This window comes from Pseudomonas sp. 14P_8.1_Bac3, assembly GCF_025466085.1.
Lineage (GTDB): Bacteria > Pseudomonadota > Gammaproteobacteria > Pseudomonadales > Pseudomonadaceae > Aquipseudomonas.
Map to the genome: position 1 here is coordinate 23,590 of NZ_JANLOD010000028.1, position 21,560 is coordinate 45,149.

Sequence of the window (21,560 nt, forward strand, 5' to 3'; positions counted from 1 at the left end):
CGGGCAAGCCCGCTTCCACATGGGGTTGTGTGAACGACACAGACCCGGTGTGGGAGCGGGCTTGCTCGCGAAGAGGCCGGGACAAGCACCACACAACCAGGATCTGTCAGCATGAACACCACCGAAAGCCTCAAGGATTACCAGCGCGTGCGCCTGTTGGCGATCCGCTCGCTGTTCGAAATCATCGAGCAGTCCAGCGAAGGCACGGTGATTGTCGATCGCGACGCCAACATTGTCTGGATGAACGAGCGTTACGCCCGGCGCTTTGGTCTGGAATCGGCGGAAGTGGCCATCGGCAAGGCCTGCGAAAGCGTGATCCCCGGCAGCCTGCTGCGTGAAGTCGTGCGCACCGGCCGGCCGATCCTGCTCGACATGCAGGACACCCCCAAGGAACCGCTGGTGGTCATGCGCCTGCCGATCCACGACGACGCCGGTGTGGTGATCGGCGCGATCGGTTTTGCCCTGTTCGACGAGTTGCGCAGCCTGTCGCCGATGCTCAAACGCTACATGAGCATGCAGGAGGAACTGGCCTCCACCCGCTCGTTGCTGCGGGCGCGGCAGACCAAATACAACTTTGCCCATTTCATCGGCACCAGCGCCGCCAGCCTGGAAGTCAAACGCCGCGCCCGCCGCAGTGCCAGTGCCGATTCACCGGTGTTGCTGCTCGGAGAAACCGGCACCGGCAAGGAACTGCTGGCCCAGGCTATCCACGGCGCTTCGCCGCGGGCCCATAAGGCCTTCGTCAGCATCAACAGCGCGGCGATCCCCGAGTCGCTGCTGGAAGCCGAATTCTTTGGCACCGCCCCCGGCGCGTTTACCGGTGCTGATCGCAAGGGTCGCGCAGGCAAGTTGCAGATCGCCCAGGGCGGCACGCTGTTCCTCGATGAAATCGGGGACATGCCGCTGCCGTTGCAGAGCAAACTGCTGCGGGTCTTGCAGGAAAAGGAATTTGAACCGGTCGGCTCCAATGAGGTGATCCAGAGCGATGTGCGGGTGATCGCAGCGACCTCGACAGATCTTGAGGCGGCGATCAAGCGCGGTGAATTTCGCGCTGATCTGTATTACCGGCTCAATGTGCTGCCGATCCAGGTGCCGCCGTTGCGTGCTCGTCTCGATGACCTGCCGGCCCTGAGCGAAGCCATTCTTGAGGAGCTGCGCAGTCAGCATGAGTTGAACCATGAAGCCCTCGCGTTGCTGGCGCAACACGCTTGGCCGGGGAACATCCGCGAACTGCGCAACGTGCTGGAACGGGCGGCGTTACTCAGTGATGACCTGCGGCTCACGGTCGCGGATATTCGGGCAGCCATTGGCACGTTCACCCCGGTAGATCGTGTGGTCCCCAGCGCTATCGAGGCATTTGCCCATGAAACGTTCAGTGCCGCGCGGGAGCGGTTTGACCGGCAATTGATCGAGACCACCCTGGCGCAATGCGGGGGCAAGGTGATTGAAGCGGCGGCGCGGTTGGGCTTGGGACGGTCGACGTTGTACAAGAAGATGGTGGCCTTGGGGATCGCCGAGTCTCCATAACGAGACACCCATCTCCCTTATTAGACAGGACCTCTTTGCGGGCAAGTCCGCTCCCACAATGACCGGGTTGTGGTAAAAGACGCGCTCACCTGTGGGAGCGGGCTTGCTCGCGAAGAGGCCATCACTGACGAAAAAATCTCCAAACCGAGACAACTTACTCACAACAAAACTGAAACCCTAAAAATATCCTTATATTTCAATAAGTTGCCAACCTGGCACGCATCTCGCTAAAGCCCTCCCACCCAGCTTCATCACAAAAATAACAATCCAGGAGACACACCATGAGTGTGATCATTGCCTTGGCAGCCCTCGCGCTGCTGATGCTCGCGGCATACCGTGGCTACAGCGTTATCCTCTTCGCCCCGATTGCCGCCCTCGGCGCCGTGCTGCTCACCGACCCTTCCGCCGTCGCCCCTGCCTTCACCGGGGTGTTCATGGAAAAAATGGTCGGCTTCATCAAGCTGTATTTCCCGGTATTCCTGCTGGGTGCCGTGTTCGGCAAGCTCATCGAGTTGTCGGGTTTCTCGCGCTCCATCGTTGCCGCGGCCATTCGCCTGCTCGGCACCCGCCAGGCGATGCTGGTGATCGTGCTGGTCTGCGCGCTGCTGACCTACGGCGGTGTCTCGCTGTTCGTGGTGGTGTTTGCGGTCTATCCGTTTGCCGCGGAAATGTTCCGCCAGAGCAATATTCCCAAGCGCCTGATCCCGGCAACCATCGCCCTTGGCGCGTTCTCGTTCACCATGGACGCCCTGCCCGGCACCCCGCAAATCCAGAACATCATCCCCAGCACCTTCTTCAACACCACCGCCTGGGCGGCGCCGTGGCTGGGGTTGATCGGGACGATTTTCGTGTTCTGCACCGGCATGTTGTTCCTCCAGCGCCAACGCAACAAGGCCCAACGCGCCGGTGAAGGTTACGGTACCGAGTTGCGCAACGAGCCGGAAACCGCGGCCGATATCAAGCTGCCGAACCCGTGGATCGCCCTGTCGCCGTTGCTGGCCGTGGGCATCATGAACCTGCTGTTCACCCAGTGGATTCCGCAGTGGTACGGCAAGACCCACAGCCTTTCGCTGCCGGGCATGGCCACGCCGGTGACCACCGAAATCGCCAAACTCACCGCGATCTGGGCGGTGCAGGCAGCATTGCTGGTCGGCATCATCATGGTGCTGGTGTTTGGCTTCCAGGCGATTCGCAGCAAGCTCGCCGAAGGCAGTAAAAGTGCGGTCAGTGGCGCGCTGCTGGCGGCGATGAACACGGCGTCGGAATACGGTTTTGGCGCCGTGATCGCGTCGTTGCCGGGTTTCCTGGTGCTGGCCGACTGGCTCAAGAGCATCCCCAACCCGCTGGTCAACGAAGCGATCACCGTGACCTTGCTGGCCGGCATCACCGGTTCGGCGTCAGGCGGCATGAGCATCGCGCTGGCGGCCATGGCCAACGACTTCATCGCCGCGGCACACGCAGCCAACATTCCACTTGAAGTGCTGCACCGGGTGGCCGCGATGGCCAGCGGCGGCATGGACACCCTGCCGCACAACGGCGCGGTGATTACCTTGCTCGCGGTGACCGGCCTGACCCACCGCGAAGCCTACAAAGACATTTTCTGTATTACGCTGATCAAGACCCTGGCGGTTTTCGTGGTGATCGGTACTTTCTACGCCACTGGCATTGTGTGAGGACTTCATGACAACTCTTTCCGGCAAGACGGCACTGGTTACCGGCTCCACCAGCGGCATCGGCCTGGGCATCGCCCTCTGCCTGGCCAAGGCTGGCGCCAACCTGATCCTCAACGGTTTCGGCGATGCTTCCAAGGTGGTCGCCGAGGTCGGGCAATTCGGTGGCAAGGTCGGCCATCACCCCGCCGACGTCAGCGACCCGGCGCAGATCGCCGACATGATCGCCTACGCCGAGCGCGAGTTCGGCGGCGTCGACATTCTGGTCAACAATGCCGGCATCCAGCACGTGGCGGCGGTGGAAGATTTTCCCGTGGAGCGCTGGGATTCGATCATCGCGATCAACCTGTCGTCGGTGTTTCACAGCACCCGCCTGAGCTTGCCGGGGATGCGCGACAAAGGCTGGGGCCGGGTGATCAACATTGCTTCGGTGCATGGCCAGGTGGGCTCCGTGGGCAAGGCCGCTTATGTGGCGGCGAAGCACGGGGTCATCGGCCTGACCAAGGTGGTAGGCCTTGAAACCGCGAAGACCGGTGTCACCTGCAATGCGATTTGTCCAGGCTGGGTGTTGACGCCACTGGTGCAGAAGCAGATCGATGACCGCATCGCTACCGGGGTTGACCCGCAGCAGGCGCAGCACGACTTGCTCGCCGAGAAGCAGCCGTCACTGGAGTTCGTCACGCCGTCGCAACTGGGGGAGTTGGTGCTGTTCTTGTGCAGCGAAGCCGGCAGTCAGGTGCGGGGGGCGGCGTGGAATATTGATGGTGGGTGGTTGGCGCAGTAAGTCGTCCGGCTATAGACCGCGTTATCGTTCTTCGCGAGCAGGCTCGCCCCCACAGGGGTTTTGTGTCGAAACAAAATGTGCAGACCGACCCAGAACCTGTGGGAGCGAGCCTGCTCGCGAATGGATCTGCAGAAAAAAGAAGAGGCAAACAATGTCCGACATCCTCTGGCAACCCGACGCCAATCGCGTCGCCAATACCCGCATGGAGGCCTTCCGGCGCTTCATCAATCAGCGGCACCCTATCGATGTCGCCGACTACGCCGACCTGCACCAATGGTCCATCGATCAGCGGGTAGATTTCTGGCAAGCCATCGTCGACTTCTTCGACCTCCGCTTCCACACGCAACCGGACGCGGTATTGATCGAAGGCGACCAGATGCCCAGCGCCCAATGGTTTCCCGGCGCCACCCTGAACTTCGCCGAACACCTGCTGCGCCGTCGCGATGATGCAGTGGCCATGGTCGCCATCGGTGAAAACGGCCAGCGTGAGCAATTGACCTGGGCCGAACTGGCCGAGCACGTCGCCGGTTTCCAGAACAGTCTGCGAGCGGCCGGGGTCGGCCTTGGTGACCGCGTCGCCGCGTGCATGCCGAACACCTGGCAAACCCTCGTGGCGATGCTTGCGACCACCAGCCTCGGGGCGATCTGGTCGTGTTCGTCGCCAGACTTCGGCACCCAAGGGGTGATCGACCGTTTCGGTCAGATCGAACCGAAAGTGCTGATCACCTGCGCCGGTTACCGCTACGCCGGCAAAGACATCGACAAGCGCGCCAAGGTCAACGAAATCCTCGAACGCCTGCCGACATTGCAGCAGCTGATCGTCGTGCCCTACGCCCGTCCAGGGGTGCGCGCCGAAGATTTCCGCACCCCGGCCGATGTCGCCCTGTGGGACGAGTTCTACGAAGCGGGTGGCGAGCCGGATTTCGTCGCCGTGCCCTTCGCCCATCCGCTGTACATTCTCTATTCCAGCGGCACCACCGGCGTGCCCAAATGCATTATTCACAGTACCGGCGGCGTGCTGTTGCAGCACGTCAAGGAACATGGCCTGCATTGCGACCTCGGCCCCGGCGACCGATTGTTTTACTACACGACGTGCGGCTGGATGATGTGGAACTGGCTGGTCTCGGCCCTCGCCGTGGGCAGTGCCGTGGTGCTGTACGACGGCTCGCCGTTTCACCCCGGCCCCGAGCGCTTGATCGACCTGATCGACGACGAGCGCATCAGCGTCTTCGGCACCAGTCCCAAATTTCTTGCGACCTTGGAAAGCAGCGGCGAGAAACCTCGCCAGAGCCATGACTTGGGCAGCCTGAAAACCCTGCTGTGCACCGGTTCCGCGCTGTCGCCGCAGAGTTATGACTATGTCTATCGCGACCTCAAGGCCGACCTGTGCCTGGCGTCGATGTCCGGCGGCACCGACATTGTGTCGTGTTTTGTGAACGGCAACCCGTGGCTGCCGGTGCGCCGCGGTGAGATCCAGGGCAAGAGCCTGGGCATGGCCGTCGAGGTGTGGAATGACGCTGGCGTGCCGGTGATTGGTGAAAAAGGCGAGTTAGTCTGCGCCCGCCACTTCCCGGCGATGCCCATTGGCCTGTGGAACGACCCGACCGGGGAAAAGTTGCGCGCGTCCTACTTCAGCCAGTTCCCCGGCGTCTGGGCCCAGGGCGATTACGCCGAGCAGTTGGCCCATGGCGGGATGATGATTCACGGTCGGTCCGACGCCGTGCTCAACCCCGGCGGCGTGCGCATTGGTACCGCGGAAATTTACCGGCAAGTGGAAAAAGTCCCGCAGGTGCTCGACAGCGTCGCCATCGGTCAGCACTGGCAGGACGACGTTCGGGTGGTGCTGTTCGTGCGTTTGCGCGAGGGCGTCGAACTCGACGATGCCCTGCAACAGCAGATTCGCCAGGTGATCCGCGCCAACACCACGCCCCGGCATGTACCGGCAAAGATCGTCGCGGTGACCGACATTCCACGCACCATCAGCGGCAAGGTGGTCGAGTTGGCCGTGCGCAATGTGGTGCACGGTCAGCCGGTGAAAAACACCGATGCGCTGGCCAATCCTGAGGCACTGGCGCAGTTCCGCGACCGGGCGGAATTGCTGGAATGACCCGGACCGCTGTCCTTTGAGGGACGGCGGGTTTGACTCACAGCCCAGCCTGACCGAAGCTGGCAGTCTTGCAAAAGCTTGCCAGCTCCCGGATTCCTGCATGCCCCAGTCCCGCCGCTACCTGATCATCAGCCTCTGCGTCCTGCTTGCCATCGGTGTCGCCTGGCTGTTCCTGCGCAGCACGACCCCGGTGGTGCCGGAAGCGATCAGGCGCGGGTACAGCGAAGCGCTGACCCAGGCCCGGGCCGGTCAACCGGGCGCGGCACGGGTGCTGTATCAGCAACTGGGGCGTCCCGACATTTCTCCCAAGCGCCGCGTCTGGCTGCATGCCGAACTGCCGAACTATCCCAGCTCCGTGGCGCTGAAACTGGCGGACGCCGATCTGCAACACCCGGCGCCGGAAGTGCGCATCGCTGCCATAAAGAGCATCAGCGGACTGGTACCCAACGGTCAGCGCAGCCTGCTGCTGGGGCCCATGCTGGATGACAGTGAGCAGAGTGTCCGGTTGGCCGCGGTGAACGCGTTGCTGGGGTTGTCGCCCGACGATCTGGGTTTGTATTTCGGACCCTTGCAGCAAGCCATCGACGCCTGGGAACAAGTGCTCACCCAGGCACCTGAAAGTGCCGACAACCAATATCAGCTGGCCCGACTGCACCTGCACAACGGTGAGTACAAAGCCGCGCAGCAAGCCCTGGAAAACACCTTGCGCCTGGCGCCTGCCAATCTGCCCGCGCTGGTGATGCAGATCGAGGTGCTGGACAAGCAAGGTCAAAGCGAAGCCGCCCGGGTGTTGCTGGCCAAACAACTGAAGGCCCAGCCTGATTCGGCCTACCTGCAACATGCCCTCGGCCTGTGGTTGTTGCATCACGGGCAAAGCGAGTTCGCCCTGCTCGGCCTGTCCAAAGCCGTGGAACTGGAGCCGGACAACAAGGATTACCGCTACGACCTGGCGACCACCCTGCACGGCGAGCAGGAGTTGGAAGCGGCGCAGAAACAACTGCAGGAAATCGTCCAGCGCCACCCTTCCGATCGCAAGGCCCGGGTGCTGTTGATCAGCTATTGGAAAGAAAGCGGCCAGTTGCAGAACGTGCAGATCCTGCTGGCGCAACTTGAACAACTCAATCCCGATGATCCGGCGCTGCAGCAGGGTCTTTAATCGTTGCCTTTCAGACCGCTATCGCCAGCAAGCCGGCTCCTACAGGCGTCGGATCCACTGTAGGAGCGAGCATGCTCGCTCAGGTTTTGCGTTGAACCAAAATAAAAAACATATGACGATCTGTCGGAGCCAGGCATGCCGGCCAAGGGGCCCGCAAGATCTCTGCAAACCGTTGGAACCCCCGCCACGGCCAATGGTCAAGTGATCAGGCAGTCCATTCAGGCACTTCAGGCCTGCTGCCTCGCTTCCCCTAGTCATGAGAGGGCATTTTTTGTCTACATCTAACGAGTTGTTCAGTGCAAAAGCCGCCACCGGCATCGAAGGTCTGGATGACATCCTTGCCGGTGGATTGTCCCGCGGCCATGTGTTTTTGCTGGAGGGTGAACCCGGTACCGGCAAAACCACCGTCGCTTTGCATTTTCTGTTGGCCGGCGCCAAAGCCGGCGAGCGCTCGTTGTACATCACCCTGTCCGAAACCGAACGCGAGCTGCGCCAAGGGGCGCTGTCCCACGGTTGGGAGCTGGATGAAAACATCCACATCTTTGAGCTGACGCCGCCGGAAAGCCTGCTTAACGCCGAGCATCAGCAGAGTCTCCTGTACTCCTCGGACCTGGAACTGGGTGAAGCCACCAGGCAGATTTTCGAGGTGGTCGAACGGGTCAAGCCAACCCGTGTGGTGCTCGACAGCCTGTCCGAGATTCGCTTGCTGGCGCAAAGCTCCCTGCGCTATCGCCGGCAGATCCTCGCGATCAAACACTACTTCGTGCGCTATGACGCCACCGTGGTGCTGCTGGACGACCTGACCACCGAATCCCTAGACAAAACCGTGCACAGCGTGGCGCACGGGGTGATCCGCCTCGAAGAACTGACGCCCAACTATGGCGCCGAGCGCCGGCGCATCCGCGTGGTGAAATACCGTGGGCAGAAATACCGCGGCGGGTTCCATGACTTCACCATCATGGGCGACGGCGTGCACGTGTTCCCGCGCCTGGTCGCTGCCGAACATCGCGGCAAGTACATCCGCACGCAACTCACCAGCGGCATCCAGGAAATGGACGCCCTGCTCGGCGGCGGCATCGAGACCGGGTCCAGCACCCTGATCCTCGGCCCGGCCGGTACCGGCAAGTCGCTGATCTCGATGATCTTTGCCGCGGCCGCCGTGGCCCGTGGGGAAAAAGCCGCGCTGTTCATTTTCGACGAAGAACTCGGCCTGTTGTTTGAACGCATGCGCAACATGGGCATCGACCTCAAGGCCCTGCAAGACACCGGCAACCTGCTGATCGAACAAGTGGATGCCGCCGAACTGTCCCCTGGCGAGTTTTCCCACCGGGTGCGGCGTTGCGTCGATGACCGCGGCATCAAGACGGTAGTCATCGACAGTATCAACGGCTATCAGGCCGCCATGCCGGAAGAGAACGCGCTGATCCTGCACATGCACGAATTGTTGCTGTACCTCAATCGCCAGGGCGCCGCGACCTTCATGACCGTCGCGCAACATGGCCTGGTCGGCGACATGCAGGCCCCGGTCGACATCACCTACCTGGCCGACACCGTCATCCTCCTGCGTTACTTCGAGGCATTGGGCAAGGTTCGCCGGGCTATCTCGATCATCAAGAAACGCACCGGCAGCCATGAGTCGACCATCCGCGAATACCGCATCAGCTCGCGGGGCATGACCATCGGCCAACCACTTGACGCATTCCAGGGCGTCCTGCGTGGCGTGCCCACTTATCTGGGTGCCAACCAGCCCCTGCTCGGGGACGAAACCCCGTGACGGTGCAGCGAGCGACGTCCGAGCGCGCGATCATTCTCGCGCCACTGGGACGTGACAGCCAGATAGCCCTGATGATGCTCCATGAGGCCGGTTACGACGGGGTGATCACCAAGGACCTGATCGGCTTGTGTGCCGAACTGGAGCAAGGCGCCGGCTTGCTGTTAATTTCCTCCGAGGCCTTGCTTGGCGCCGACGTCGAACCGCTGTTCGGCCTGATCGAGCAGCAGCCGGCGTGGTCCGATCTGCCGATTGTCCTGATGACCTACCATGGCGGCCCGGAACAGAATCCGGCGTCGCGATTCGGCCCACAGCTGGGTAACGTCACGTTCCTCGAACGGCCTTTTCATCCCGTGACGCTGATCAGCCTGGTGACCACTGCCCTGCGCGGACGCCGACGACAGTACGAAGCCAGGGACCGGTTGATCGATCTGAGCCAAAGCGAACTGCGCCTGCAGACCACCCTCGAAACCCTGGAGCAGCAGGTCGAGGAGCGCACCGCAGAGCTGCGCCATAACGAAGAAGCGTTGCGCCAGTCGCAGAAAATGGAAGCGGTCGGCCAACTCACCGGCGGGATTGCCCACGACTTCAATAACATGCTGACCGGGATCATCGGCAGCCTGGAATTGCTGCGCCGACGCCTGGCGCGTGGTCGCACCGAAGACCTGGACAGCCTGATCGACCTGGGCGTGACCTCGGCCAACCGCGCGGCGGGTCTGACCCACCGTTTGCTGGCGTTTTCCCGGCGTCAGTCGCTGGATTCCAAACCCGTGGAAATGAACACGCTGGTGGTGTCCATGGGTGAGTTGCTGCAACGCAGCATCAATGAAAGCATCCAGTTGGACATGCAACTGAACCCGCAGCTGTGGGTGGCTGAGGCCGATCCCAACCAATTGGAAAGCGCCCTGCTCAACCTGGTGATCAACGCCCGGGACGCCATGCCCGGTGGCGGAAAACTGGTGGTCAGGACCGGCAACCAGTATCTGGGCAGCGACTTTACCGAGGCACACAGCAACCTTGAGCCCGGCGATTACGTGGTGCTCAGCGTCACCGACACTGGCTGCGGCATGCCGCAAAGCACGATCAATCGCGCATTCGATCCGTTTTTCACCACCAAGCCGATCGGCCAGGGCACCGGCCTTGGCTTGTCGATGATCTATGGCTTCAGCAAACAATCCCGCGGCCACGTTGCCATTGACAGCGAAGTGGGCAAAGGCACGACAGTGAGTCTGTATCTGCCGCGTTTCAGCGGCGATCTGCCTCAGGATGGGCCGTCCGACATGCAGCACCCACTATTCGCGCAGAAAGGCGAAACCGTGCTGATCGTAGAGGATGACCCGGCAGTGCGGGTGCTGGTGAGTACGGTGCTGAGCGACTTGGGGTATGCCTTCGTCGAGGCCGGCGACGCCGACAGCGCCGTGCCGATTCTGGATTCCGGGCAGCGCATTGATTTGATGATCAGCGATGTGGGATTGCCCGGCATGAATGGCCGGCAACTCGCGGAAATCGGCCGCCAATACCGGCCCGACCTGAAAGTGTTGTTCATCACCGGTTACGCCGAACACGCGGCTGTGCGCGGCGGGTTCCTTGACCCCGGCATGCAGATGATCACCAAACCGTTCACTTTCGACCTGCTGACGGCGAAAGTCAGGGAAATGATCCGCATCTGACCCACCACCCCCCTGTAGGAGCGAGCTTGCTCGCGATGAACTCAAGCGCGACGCGGGGTTTCAGGTTGACCGCGTTGTCGTTGACGACCATCGCGAGCAAGCTCGCCCTTACGACAGCATGTCCTGCATCAATTCCTGCAGCACATCCAGGTCAAACGGTTTACCCAGGATCGGCGCCTTGCGCGTGATCGGGCTGTCCGTCTCGCGGATTTCCTGAGGGTAGCCGCTGATGAAAATCACTTTGAGTTCCGGTCGCAGTTTTACCGCGGGCTCAGCGATTTGCACCCCGGAAATCCCGCCCGGCAGGCGAAAGTCGGTGATCATCATGTCCAGGTGCGGTTTGCTCGCCAGAATCTCGAAGGCCTGCTCGCCGTTTTCCGCCTGCAGCACCCGGTAACCCTCACCCGACAGGTAGGCCGACAGCACCATCAGGATCGAGGGGTCATCTTCGACGATCAATACGACGTCTTGTGCATCTTCACTCATGGGAAGCCTTTGTTCGGTCAATAGCTGCTGATACGACCCCGGGGGCGATCAGAGGTTGCGTTTATCTGGCTGTTTTCCTACAGCGGCAGACAAACGCGAAACAAGGCGCCTTCGCCAATCCGGCTCTCGACGGTAATAGTGCCGCCATGGGCGGTCACAATCTGTTCTGAAATGAACAGGCCCAGACCAAGTCCGGCAACGGCGTGTTTGGCCGTGACGCGCTCGAACTGCTGGAAAATGCGCTTCTGGTTTTCCTCGCCAATGCCGATCCCCTGATCGCGCACTTCCACTCGCGCCTGGTCGCCTTCACTGTACACCTTCACGGCGATCGGGCTCTTGGCGCCGTAGCGCAAGGCATTGGTCAGCAGGTTGGAAATCACCTGTTCAATACGAAATTCATCCCAGTTCCCCTCCACCGGCGTCTCAGCGTCCAGCGTTACCGAAGACTCGGCGGCATCGATCTGCGGCGCGAAATTTTGCAGCAGGTTGCGCACCAGCGCCGACAGATCAAAGCGTGACGGTCGAATCGACAACTTGCCCGTACGAATGCGCGACACATCGAGCATGTCTTCGATCAGGCGGATCAGGCTTTTGATCTGCCGTTCGTCGCGATCCACCATTGCGTGCATCTTGTCCAGGGTGAACGCCGCGGCGTTGTCCCGGGCCAGGTGCATCTTGCGCAATTGGGTTTCGAGGATCAGACCATTGAGTGGCGTACGGACTTCGTGGGCGACGATCGACATGAAGTCATCGCGCATGCGCACCGCCTGCTCCAGTTCCAACTGCGTGCTCTGCAACTGCTTGAGCAACGCTTCCTGCTCCCGGCGACTCCGCTCCAGCGCTTCGACCTGCTGTTTCATCGCCTTGCTCTGGCGATACAGATCGACGAACACGTTGACCTTGCTCTTCACCGCGTGAATGTCCAGCGGCTTGTGCAGGAAGTCCACCGCACCGCTCTCGTAGCCTTTGAACGCATAGTTCAGTTCACGGCCGGCGGCACTGACGAAGACAATCGGGATGTTCTTGGTTTTTTCCGTGCCACGCATCATTTCGGCCAACTCGAAGCCGTTCATGCCGGGCATCTGCACGTCGAGAATGGCCATGGCGAATTCGTGCTGCAGCAGCAAAGACAGCGCTTCGTCGGCGGACAAGGCTTTGTAGACCATGCGGTCTTCACGCTTGATCAGCGCTTCGAGCGCCAACAGGTTCTCCGGCAGATCGTCGACGATCAGCAGTTTGGCTTGGATGTTACTTAGCATGCGATTCGTTCCAGCTCGACAAGCAGACGGCCGATGCCGCGTATAGGGAGAATATGGTCAGGCTGGTGAACGTCCAGCGCCGCCAGGGGCATGGTTGCGACCTGGGCTTCGTCCGGGTCCTGGACGATGGTCAGGCCGCCACGGTGCTTGACCTGCGCCATGCCGCTCGCGCCGTCGCGGTTGGCGCCGGTCAACAACACGGCGGCCAGGGACGGACCGTAGGCATCGGCCGCCGACTCGAACAGAAAATCGATCGCCGGTCGCGAATAATGCACGCGGTCTTCCAGGCTCAGGGAGAACGTGCGGTCCTGCTCCACGGAAAGGTGATAGCCGGGCATGGCGAAGTACAGCGTTCCCGCCTCGACCTGGGTCTTGTCGCGAGCTTCCTCGACACGCATGGACACGCGCCGGGCAAACACTTCGGCGAGGTGGCTGCGACGTTCTTCCGGCAGGTGCAGTACCACAATGATCGGCAGCACGAAGCCTTCGCGCAGAGGGCTGAGGATGCTCAACAACGCCTCTACGCCACCGGCCGAAGCACCGATCACGATAGCCTCCACTGAAGGCAAATCCGCTGCATTGCTCATGATTTACGGTAGATCCGTTCTTGTTTGACCAACGGCTCGAACTGGTTGCCGAACGCCGAAAAATCCGGGGTTTCCTTGCTGCCGAGCACCAGGAAACCGCGATGGCAAAGGGATTCGTGAAACAACCCGAACGCCCGATCCTGCAGTTTTTTATTGAAGTAAATCAAAACGTTACGGCACGAAATTAATTGAGTCTCTGAAAAGACACTATCGGTCGCCAGGCTGTGGTCGGCGAAGGTTACGTTCTCGCACAAACTCTTGTCGAAAATCGCGTAGCCGTACGCCGCCGTGTAGTAGTCGGCGAACGAACGCTGGCCTCCGGCCTGCTGGTAGTTATGAGTGTAGGCGCGGACATTCTCCATGGAGAAAATGCCCTGCTTGGCTTTGTCCAGCGAACGCGGATTGATGTCGGTGGCGTAGATGATGGTGCGGTCGAGCAGGCCTTCTTCACGCAGCAGGATCGCCATCGAATAGACTTCTTCACCGGTGCTGCACCCGGCGATCCAGATCTTGATCGAGGGGTAGGTCTTGAGCAGCGGCACGACTTCCTGGCGGATCGCCAGGAAATGCGATGGATCGCGGAACATCTCGCTGACCGGGATCGTCAGCAGTTGCAGCAACTGCATGAACGCCGTCGGGTCGTGCAGCACCTTCTCTTGCAGCGCGGAAATGGTCGCGCACTCGAACTGGCTCAACGCGTGGGTGACGCGACGTTTGATCGACGCGCCGGAGTAATCGCGAAAGTCATAGCTGTATTTGAGGTAGATGGCCTCGATCAGCAAGCGCAATTCGATTTCGGTATTTTTTTCCACTAAACACTTTCCACTAGATGCGTTCCATCTTCGGTAACCACACGCGAATCAGCGAGAACAGGCGATCCAGGTCAATGGGCTTGGCCAGGTAATCGTTGGAGCCGGCCTGCAGGCAGCGCTCCTGATCGTCCTTCATGGCCTTGGCCGTCACCGCGATGATCGGCAGCTTGCGCCAGCGCGGGTCCTGACGGATCAGGCTCGTCGCCTCGAAACCGTCCATCTCCGGCATCATCACGTCCATCAACACCAGATCGATGTCCTCGACTTCATTAAGCTTTTCAATCGCCTCGCGGCCGTTCCGACCGATGACCACGACTGCGCCCTTTTGCTCCAGCGCGCTGGTCAGGGCGAAGATGTTGCGCACATCGTCGTCCACCAGCAGCACCTTGCGACCCTCGAAGACCTTGTCGCGGCTGCGCGCGGTCTTGAGCATGGTCTGACGTTCATGGGACAACCGCGATTCGACTTTGTGCAGAAAGAGTGTGACTTCATCCAGCAACCGCTCTGGCGAGCGTGCGCCCTTGATGATGATCGAGCGCGAATACTTGCGCAGTTCGGCCTCTTCGTCGCGGGTCAGGTTGCGCCCGGTGTAGACGATCACCGGCGGGAACGAGCAGATGTCCTCGGTGGACATGCGCTTGAGCAGGTCATTGCCGAGCATGTCCGGCAGTTTGAGGTCGATGATCATGCAATCGAAAATCGTCGTGCGCAGCAGATCCAGGGCGTCCTGGGCCAGGCCGACCGCGGTGATCTCGATGTCATCGTCGCCGATCAACCGGGCGATGCTGTCGCGCTGCAAATCGTCATCTTCCACCAGCAACACGCGCTTGACCTTCTGGGTCAGCTTGGCTTCCAGGCGGGCGAACACGTCCTTGAGCTCTTCGCGCGTGGTCGGCTTGACCGCGTAACCGATCGCGCCCATGTGCAGCGCCGCTTCGACGCGGTCCTCGACCGAAATCACGTGCACCGGGATGTGCCGGGTTTCACCGAGCTCCTTGAGGCGTTGCAGCACGGTCAGACCGGAGTGGTCCGGCAGGCGCATGTCCAGCAGGATCGCGTCGGGAATGTATTCCCTGGCCAGGTCATAGCCTTCGTCGGCGCCGTGGGCCACCAGACACTGATAACCCAGCTCGTGGGCCAGATCGTAGAGGATGCGCGCAAAGTTTGGCTCGTCCTCCACCACCAGAATGCAGCGCGTGGTGAACGGCGCGTTCATGCGGTCGTCGTTGAACCGCGGGATATCGACTTCGGCAATCAACGGCACCAGCGCGGCCGGCGCGGCCTTCGGTGCCATGACCACCGGCGAAGCTTTCATCGGTTCGACCGGCGTCTCGCCGGGCTCAACGTATTGCTGCGGCAAGACCAGAGTGAACACGCTGCCCTGCCCCGGCTCGCTGGTGACGCTGATGGAGCCGCCGAGCAACGCCGCCAGGTCACGGGAAATCGACAGGCCCAGACCGGTGCCGCCGTAGCGACGGTTGGTGGTGCCATCGGCCTGGCGGAACGCTTCGAAAATGCTTTCCTGCTGGTCGTCGGCGATACCGATCCCGGAATCGCGCACGATGAACGCAATGCCATCGTTCGGCTGGCTGGCCACCGTCAGGCTGACCGAACCGCGCTCGGTAAACTTGACCGCGTTGGACAGCAGGTTCTTGATCACCTGCTCCAGACGTTGCCGGTCGGTGTAGATCATCATCGGTGAACCGGGCTGCAGATCGACCTGGAAATCCAGCTGCTTGTCCGTGGCCAGGGGCTGGAACATTCCGCGCAAACCCTCCACCAGCCGCGCGACGCTGGTGTTTTCCGGACGCATGTCCAGCTTGCCGGCCTCGACCTTGGAAATGTCGAGGATGTCGTTGATCAAATTCAGCAGGTCGTTGCCCGCCGAATAGATCGACTCGGCGAACTTGACCTGTTCGGCGCTGAGGTTTTCCTGAGGGTTTTCCGCCAGCAACTTGGCCAGGATCAGCGAACTGTTCAGCGGCGTGCGCAGTTCGTGGGACATGTTGGCGAGGAATTCCGACTTGTACTTGCTCGAACGCTGCAGCTCATCGGCACGTTCTTCCAGTTGGGTCTGTGCCTGGTTGAGTTCGGTGTTCTTCAGGTCCATCGCATCGCGCTGTTCGGCGAGGATCTGCGCTTGCTCGGCGAGCTGCTCGTTGGTCTGCTCCAGCTCGACCTGCTGGGTTTCCAGATGCGCCTGGGATTCCTTGAGAATCCGCGACTGCTCTTCCAGCTCTTCGTTGGCGGTCTTCAGTTCTTCCTGCTGGACCTGCAGCTCTTCATTGAGCTGCTGGGTCTCGGCCAATACTTCCTGCAAGCGCTGACGATAGCGCGCGGCTTCGATGGAAGTACCGATATTGCCCGAAATCAGCTCGAGCAATTCAATGTCGCGGTTGCCCAGGGGGCGCAAGAAGCCCAGCTCGACCACACCGTTGACCCGATCGTCATCGCTGGTCGGCACCACCAGCACACTGTGCGGCAGGCCTTCGCCGAGGCCGGAGCTGACCTTGAAGTAATTGCCCGGCACGTCGTCGAGGCGGATCAGGCGTGCGGTTTGCGCCACCTGGCCGACAATCCCTTCGTCGCTGTAGATCTGCTGGTCCAGCGCTTCCTGCTCGCGGGAAAAACCATAGGTCGCAATACGCTTGAGGCCGCCGTGTTCTTCGCGCACATAAATGGCGCCGACCGCCATGCCGAGGTACTGGGCACAGAACTGCAGAATGTTGCGCCCCAACAGGTTGAGCGACAGCTGGCCCAGCACTTGCTCGGCCAGTTCGGTCTGGCCGTTGCGCAGCCAGGCTTGCTGCTCCAGGCGATCGGCGCTGGCCTGCTGTGCGGCCAGGTTGGCGCTGTAATTCTGCGACAGCGTCAGGAGATCGCGTCGGCCGATGTAGGCCAGCAATCCGCTGATCGCGAGGATGAACACCAGATAAAGGCTGATGCTCCAGATCGTGGTGCGACGCACGTCGTCGTTGCGCGTGGTGCGCAACTGCTGCTCCATGTCGATCACTTCTTCGAACTGCTTGCGGATCTCGTCGGTCAGGCGCTTGCCGCGTCCGGTCTTGACCGCACTGCGGTAGTCGCCGCTGGTGCGTTGCAGATCGATCATCGACTGCGCGTAGTCGGTCCACTCGTTTTGCAGGGCCTGGAGCCTGCGCAAGCGGTCGGTCTGCACCGGGTTGTCCGCGGTCAGTTCGAGCAAGGTGTTGACGGCGACCGTGATTCGCGGTCGCGCGGTTTCGTAGGGTTCAAGGAATTTCTCGTCGCCACTGAGCAGGAAGCCGCGCATGCCGGTTTCCAGATCAACGGTCAACTTCACCGCTTCATTGGCGTTATTGATCACCCGGTCGGTGTGCTCGACCCACTGGATCACCGACAACAAATAGGTGATCAGTGAGACAAAGAACACCGCACTGAGCACGCCGACGCCTAACGGAAGGCTGACGTTGCGGCTCAGGAGTTTACGGAATCGTTGCTCATCAACCGAAGACGCAGTGGTCATGGGGAAGCCTTGTCGAACTATTGAAAACCACGGAGTTTGCCCCAAATCGGCCACGTTGATCCAATTTTCTGACGTCATTTTGCGCAAAATCCTACATTCAGCTGCTCCAGCGCAAAGGGAGCGGTTATCCTTGCCGCACTTGTGCAGCTATTCTTTTTGCAGTGCGCCTGGGAACTTGTCGGGTTCCAATACTTACTCATGCTAGAGCCCGGCGTTTCTGATCGACCGGACAAGCGAAACCAACCCCCTGAGAGCCCCCTTATGTCCGCCGAAAAATCCATCATCCTGGTCGTTGAAGACGATGACATCGTGCGCATGCTGATCGTCGATGTCCTTGAGGAGCTGGAATTCAAGGTGTTGGAGGCCGACGGCTGCGAGCAGGCATTGATGTTTCTCAACGATGAGGACCAGTACATCGACCTGATGATGACCGACGTCGGCTTGCCGGTGATGGATGGCCGCGAACTGGCCACCCAGGCCCGCATGGTGCGCCCCGAACTGCCGGTGCTGTTCGCCAGTGGTTACGCCGAAAGCATCGAGGTGCCCGCCGGCATGCACGTCATCGGCAAGCCGTTCTCCATTGATCAGCTGCGCGACAAGGTCAAAGGCATTCTCGGCCAGGCCTGAGGCACGGGGGCGGGTTCGGGAATCGTCCGCGGCTGTGGTTTAATTGCCCGGCGTTTTTGCCCCCCCGTTTCTAGGAATTCCCCGCATGAATCAGCCCCGCGTCACCAGAATCCTGGTCATTGGCTATGTCTGGCCCGAACCCCGGTCATCAGCGGCCGGCGGGTATGTGATGCAGTTGCTTGCCACGTTCCTGCAACAAGGCTGGGACGTGACGTTCAGCAGCCCGGCCGGGGCCGGTGAACACCAGGAGGCCCTGACGCCACTGGGTATCCGTGAAGTGCCGATCGAGCTGAACAACAGCAGTTTCGACACCTTCGTCAGCGAACTGGCGCCGGATATCGTGCTGTTCGAACAATTCATGATGGAAGAACAATTCGGCTGGCGCGTGGAAAAGCACTGCCCCGACGCCTTGCGTGTGCTCGGCACTCAGGACCTGCAAAGTCTGCGTCAGGCCCGGCATCAGCGGCTCAAGGACCGCCTGAAGGCCAGCGACGACAACAACGACTTCAGCGACCTGTTCGCGCCGGCCTTGCGTGAAGAATTCGAACTCATGGCCGACACCGACCTGGCCAAACGCGAGATCGCCGCGCTGTACCGCTGCGACTTGAACCTGATGGTGTCTGACGTGGAGATTGAACTGCTGGTCGAGCAGTTCAAGGTGCCGCGCAGCCTGTTGCACGGGTGCCCGTTGATGGTCGACCTGCCGGACAGGGCGCCCGCCGCGTTTGAAGACCGCGCGCACTTTCTCAGCATCGGCAACTTCCGCCACGCACCGAACTGGGATGCGGTGCTCTGGATGAAAACCACGATCTGGCCGCTGATTCGCGAGCAGTTGCCTGCCGCACAACTGCACATCTACGGGGCCTACACGCCGCCAAAGGCAGCCGCCCTGCACAACGCGGCCCAAGGTTTCCATGTGATGAACTGGGCGGAGGACGCGTTGCAGGTGATGTCGGCGGCGCGGGTGTGCCTTGCGCCGTTGCGTTTCGGCGCAGGCATCAAGGGCAAAATCATCGACGCGATGCTCTGCGGCACGCCCAATGTCACGACACCGATCGGCGTTGAAGGCATGCGCGGCCAAGGTGCCTGGCCAGGTGCGGTGACCCGCACGGCGCGGGAATTCGCCGACAGCGCGGTGCAGCTTTATCAGGACAGGTACATTTGGGAAAGCGCCCAGAAGCAGGGTCGGGCGTTGCTGGCGGAGCGTTTCCAGCAATCGGTGCACGGCCCGGCGCTGATCGAGCGACTTGCGGAGTGCCGGCAACACCTGGCACAACTTCGCCGGGATAACTTTACCGGCAGCATGTTGCGCCATCATCAGCACAAAAGTACCCAGTACATGGCGCAATGGATTGAAGCCAAGAATCGTCATTAACTGATGCGCTGTCGGCGAGATACTTCCTGTATCAAGCCGCCACTTGGCTTTTCATTTCCCCCTCCTTATACCTGCCTCCCATGGACTGTAGGAGCGAGCACGCTCGCGAAAATCGTCAGGGCGCCGCTGGGTAACAGACTGGCAGCGTAATGGCTGGCTACCATCGCGAGCGTGCTCGCTCCTACAGAGTTTGCCAACTTCACTTTTCTGCACATGCCCCAAGGCCGGGGCACGTTTTTTACAACAAGGATTTATATGCCACTCAATAAACAAACTTGGATGAGTAACGTCCTCGATATCGACACCTTGAAACTGACCGACATTGTCTGGCCGGGCACGCATAACGCCGGCATGGATAAAAAAGCACCGAACCATGAAGTGGTCTTTGGCACCTGGACCACGTGCCAGAACGACTCATTCGCCTGGCAACTGGCCAATGGCGCCCGGGCATTCGATTTGCGTCTGGGTTACAAGCAAGCCAGGGATCAAGCGATCTTCTATTTTCATCACAGCGGTTTTCAGTCCCATCGTGTCCTCGACGATCTGATCGAAGCCGTGCTGGCTTTTCTGGATCGCAACCCGGACGAGTTCATCGTCCTGGACTTTCACCAACTGGGCGACGACAAACCGTTCAACGCGATCATGCTCGGCGAGATCCTCTTGCGCCGACTCGGCGAGCGCGCCATTCCCTACACCGATGTCTTCAAAACCGTGGGAGAACTCAAACAAGCCAGTCCACTGCGACGCATCGTCATGGCAGCGCCTTCAGTGCCGGGGATGAACGGCGTGTATTTCTGGCCGCGCATTACCCACAAATGGACCGGGACGCGGTTCACCGACACGGAGGCGCTGCAGCGTCATATCACCGCCACCCTGAAAGAAATTTCCTCCGCCACGTTTCTCTGGTCGCTGTCTGCCACCAGCTACACCTTTCTCAGCGGGCCGCAACACCTCAAGGTCCAGATCAATGACTGGTTCAATACCACCGGCGACTGGGTGACCCGGTGCAGCATCATCAACACCGACTTTTTCGACGAATCCGAGATCGTCCGTTATTGCTGGAGCGCCACCAGCATGAAAGCGGTTTACGGCGACCGCCTGCATGAACACCGCTGAACAGCGGGCGCTGGCATTGAGAGCCGGGAAAGAGGCATGATCAGGCGGCGATAACAAGAAAAGCGCCCTGACATGACCCGAACTGCCCGCGTGACCGACCCTTCCTACGAACTGATGGATGACCACAACGGGTTGTCCATCATTTATCGTCAGCACGGCTTCCCCTGCCCGCTGGTGCGCTGGCATTTCCACAAGGAATACGAGCTGCACCTGATCGTCGCCAGTTCCGGCAAGGTGTTCATCGGCGATTACATCGGCAATTTCTATCCGGAAACCCTGTTCCTCACCGGCCCCAACCTGCCCCACAACTGGATCAGCCAGGTTGCCGAGGACGAAGTCGTGCCCAAGCGTGACATGCTGGTCAACTTCACCGATGAACTGTTCGAGAGCGGCCACCTGGTGTTTGCCGAACTCAAGACCCTGACGCCGTTGCTCGAACGCGCCCAGTACGGCATCGAGTTTCGCTGCAAACGCACGATCCGCCAGGCCATGACCTTGATGCAGCGCATTGCCGACACCAAGGGCGTGACCCGCCTCGGGCACTTTTTCATCCTGCTGGAGCTGCTCGCCGCTTCCGACGACTACCAATTGTTGTCCGGCGCGACGACTCCACAACTGGCGGATGAACACAACATCGACCGCACCAACCGCGCGGTGGATTACATCTTCGCCCACTACGCCCGCGAACTGCCGCTGGAGGAAGTCGCCGAGCACCTGGGCATGAAGCCAACCTATTTCAGCCGCGTATTCAAACAGGCCACCGGCCGCTGTTTCATCGAATTCGTCAATCGGCTGCGCATCAGCAAGTCCTGCGAACTGCTGGCTGATGGCGACAAACCGGTGACGGATGTGTGCTTCGAGTCGGGCTTCAATAATATTTCCAATTTCAACCGACGGTTTCAGCAGCTCAAGGGCATGACGCCGTCGCACTATCGGCGGTTGGCGGTGCAGCGCCTGACAGAGCAGAACCTGGGCTGACCACAATCTGATGTGGGAGCGGGGGGGGGGGGGGCCCCCCCCGCGGGGCCCCCCCCCCCCCCCCCCCCCCCGCCCCCGCCCCCCCCCCCCCCCCCCCCCCCCCCCCCCCCCCCCCCCCCCCCCCCCCCCC

General features: G+C 60.9%; 16 protein-coding genes. 11 read left to right on the forward strand and 5 right to left on the reverse strand.

Annotation, left to right across the window (positions count from 1 at the left end; genetic code table 11):
- Positions 1-111 precede the first annotated feature (111 nt).
- The 7 genes from NTD84_RS09075 to NTD84_RS09105 all read left to right on the forward strand — a co-directional run bounded on the left by NTD84_RS09075 (position 112) and on the right by NTD84_RS09105 (position 10,685).
- Positions 112-1,527: a sigma-54 interaction domain-containing protein gene (locus tag NTD84_RS09075; RefSeq protein WP_262164807.1), complete on the forward strand. Its 1,416-nt coding sequence runs from the start codon at positions 112-114 to the stop codon at positions 1,525-1,527.
- 281 nt (positions 1,528-1,808) lie between these two features.
- On the forward strand, positions 1,809-3,200 hold the full coding sequence (locus NTD84_RS09080) for a GntP family permease (protein WP_262164808.1): 1,392 nt from the start codon (positions 1,809-1,811) through the stop codon (positions 3,198-3,200).
- A gap of 7 nt (positions 3,201-3,207) precedes the next feature.
- Positions 3,208-3,981 carry a 3-hydroxybutyrate dehydrogenase gene (locus NTD84_RS09085; RefSeq protein WP_262164809.1) on the forward strand — a complete coding sequence of 258 codons (774 nt, stop codon included), beginning with the start codon at positions 3,208-3,210 and terminating at the stop codon, positions 3,979-3,981.
- Positions 3,982-4,132: 151 nt separating this feature from the next.
- Positions 4,133-6,088, forward strand: coding sequence for an acetoacetate--CoA ligase (locus NTD84_RS09090; protein WP_262164810.1), 1,956 nt, complete (start codon positions 4,133-4,135; stop codon positions 6,086-6,088).
- A gap of 100 nt (positions 6,089-6,188) precedes the next feature.
- On the forward strand, positions 6,189-7,244 hold the full coding sequence (locus NTD84_RS09095; RefSeq protein ID WP_262164811.1) for a tetratricopeptide repeat protein: 1,056 nt from the start codon (positions 6,189-6,191) through the stop codon (positions 7,242-7,244).
- 271 nt (positions 7,245-7,515) lie between these two features.
- The gene (locus NTD84_RS09100; RefSeq protein ID WP_262164812.1) at positions 7,516-9,018 is read left to right on the forward strand and encodes an ATPase domain-containing protein; all 1,503 of its coding nucleotides are present in this window, start codon (positions 7,516-7,518) and stop codon (positions 9,016-9,018) included.
- Positions 9,015-10,685 (forward strand): ATP-binding protein, encoded by a 1,671-nt coding sequence (locus tag NTD84_RS09105; protein ID WP_262164813.1) that lies wholly within the window; start codon positions 9,015-9,017, stop codon positions 10,683-10,685. Before NTD84_RS09100 ends, NTD84_RS09105 begins: the two co-directional genes overlap by 4 nt.
- Before the next feature lie 108 nt (positions 10,686-10,793).
- On the opposite strand, the gene NTD84_RS09110 is transcribed toward NTD84_RS09105, so the two are convergent.
- The 5 genes from NTD84_RS09110 to NTD84_RS09130 all read right to left on the reverse strand — a co-directional run bounded on the left by NTD84_RS09110 (position 10,794) and on the right by NTD84_RS09130 (position 17,334).
- Entirely contained in the window at positions 10,794-11,171 is a 378-nt protein-coding gene (locus NTD84_RS09110) for a response regulator (protein WP_010460444.1), read from the reverse strand.
- 77 nt (positions 11,172-11,248) lie between these two features.
- Positions 11,249-12,430: a hybrid sensor histidine kinase/response regulator gene (locus NTD84_RS09115; protein ID WP_262164814.1), complete on the reverse strand. Its 1,182-nt coding sequence runs from the start codon at positions 12,428-12,430 to the stop codon at positions 11,249-11,251.
- Positions 12,424-13,017: a chemotaxis protein CheB gene (locus NTD84_RS09120; protein WP_262164815.1), complete on the reverse strand. Its 594-nt coding sequence runs from the start codon at positions 13,015-13,017 to the stop codon at positions 12,424-12,426. The genes NTD84_RS09115 and NTD84_RS09120 overlap by 7 nt, the downstream gene beginning before the upstream one ends.
- On the reverse strand, positions 13,014-13,829 hold the full coding sequence (locus NTD84_RS09125; protein ID WP_262164816.1) for a CheR family methyltransferase: 816 nt from the start codon (positions 13,827-13,829) through the stop codon (positions 13,014-13,016). The genes NTD84_RS09120 and NTD84_RS09125 overlap by 4 nt, the downstream gene beginning before the upstream one ends.
- A gap of 13 nt (positions 13,830-13,842) precedes the next feature.
- The gene (locus NTD84_RS09130) at positions 13,843-17,334 is read right to left on the reverse strand and encodes a response regulator (RefSeq protein ID WP_262164817.1); all 3,492 of its coding nucleotides are present in this window, start codon (positions 17,332-17,334) and stop codon (positions 13,843-13,845) included.
- A 261-nt stretch (positions 17,335-17,595) separates the two neighbouring features.
- Between NTD84_RS09130 and NTD84_RS09135 the strand changes: the two genes are divergently transcribed.
- The 4 genes from NTD84_RS09135 to NTD84_RS09150 all read left to right on the forward strand — a co-directional run bounded on the left by NTD84_RS09135 (position 17,596) and on the right by NTD84_RS09150 (position 21,430).
- The gene (locus NTD84_RS09135) at positions 17,596-17,961 is read left to right on the forward strand and encodes a response regulator (RefSeq protein WP_262164818.1); all 366 of its coding nucleotides are present in this window, start codon (positions 17,596-17,598) and stop codon (positions 17,959-17,961) included.
- An 85-nt stretch (positions 17,962-18,046) separates the two neighbouring features.
- Entirely contained in the window at positions 18,047-19,336 is a 1,290-nt protein-coding gene (locus NTD84_RS09140) for a glycosyltransferase (RefSeq protein WP_262164819.1), read from the forward strand.
- A 279-nt stretch (positions 19,337-19,615) separates the two neighbouring features.
- Complete coding sequence (locus NTD84_RS09145; RefSeq protein WP_262164820.1) at positions 19,616-20,452, forward strand: phospholipase; 837 nt, start codon at positions 19,616-19,618, stop codon at positions 20,450-20,452.
- Positions 20,453-20,524: 72 nt separating this feature from the next.
- On the forward strand, positions 20,525-21,430 hold the full coding sequence (locus NTD84_RS09150) for an AraC family transcriptional regulator (RefSeq protein ID WP_262164821.1): 906 nt from the start codon (positions 20,525-20,527) through the stop codon (positions 21,428-21,430).
- Positions 21,431-21,560 lie beyond the last annotated feature (130 nt).

What these genes read in the sequence shown, in the direction of transcription:
- NTD84_RS09075 (WP_262164807.1), top strand. Translation starts at nt 112, where the DNA reads ATGAACACCACCGAAAGCCTCAAGGATTACCAGCGCGTGCGCCTGTTG.
- NTD84_RS09080 (WP_262164808.1), top strand. Translation starts at nt 1,809, where the DNA reads ATGAGTGTGATCATTGCCTTGGCAGCCCTCGCGCTGCTGATGCTCGCG.
- NTD84_RS09085 (WP_262164809.1), top strand. Translation starts at nt 3,208, where the DNA reads ATGACAACTCTTTCCGGCAAGACGGCACTGGTTACCGGCTCCACCAGC.
- NTD84_RS09090 (WP_262164810.1), top strand. Translation starts at nt 4,133, where the DNA reads ATGTCCGACATCCTCTGGCAACCCGACGCCAATCGCGTCGCCAATACC.
- NTD84_RS09095 (WP_262164811.1), top strand. Translation starts at nt 6,189, where the DNA reads ATGCCCCAGTCCCGCCGCTACCTGATCATCAGCCTCTGCGTCCTGCTT.
- NTD84_RS09110 (WP_010460444.1), bottom strand. Translation starts at nt 11,171, where the DNA reads ATGAGTGAAGATGCACAAGACGTCGTATTGATCGTCGAAGATGACCCC.
- NTD84_RS09115 (WP_262164814.1), bottom strand. Translation starts at nt 12,430, where the DNA reads ATGCTAAGTAACATCCAAGCCAAACTGCTGATCGTCGACGATCTGCCG.
- NTD84_RS09120 (WP_262164815.1), bottom strand. Translation starts at nt 13,017, where the DNA reads ATGAGCAATGCAGCGGATTTGCCTTCAGTGGAGGCTATCGTGATCGGT.
- NTD84_RS09130 (WP_262164817.1), bottom strand. Translation starts at nt 17,334, where the DNA reads ATGACCACTGCGTCTTCGGTTGATGAGCAACGATTCCGTAAACTCCTG.
- NTD84_RS09135 (WP_262164818.1), top strand. Translation starts at nt 17,596, where the DNA reads ATGTCCGCCGAAAAATCCATCATCCTGGTCGTTGAAGACGATGACATC.
- NTD84_RS09140 (WP_262164819.1), top strand. Translation starts at nt 18,047, where the DNA reads ATGAATCAGCCCCGCGTCACCAGAATCCTGGTCATTGGCTATGTCTGG.
- NTD84_RS09145 (WP_262164820.1), top strand. Translation starts at nt 19,616, where the DNA reads ATGAGTAACGTCCTCGATATCGACACCTTGAAACTGACCGACATTGTC.
- NTD84_RS09150 (WP_262164821.1), top strand. Translation starts at nt 20,525, where the DNA reads ATGACCCGAACTGCCCGCGTGACCGACCCTTCCTACGAACTGATGGAT.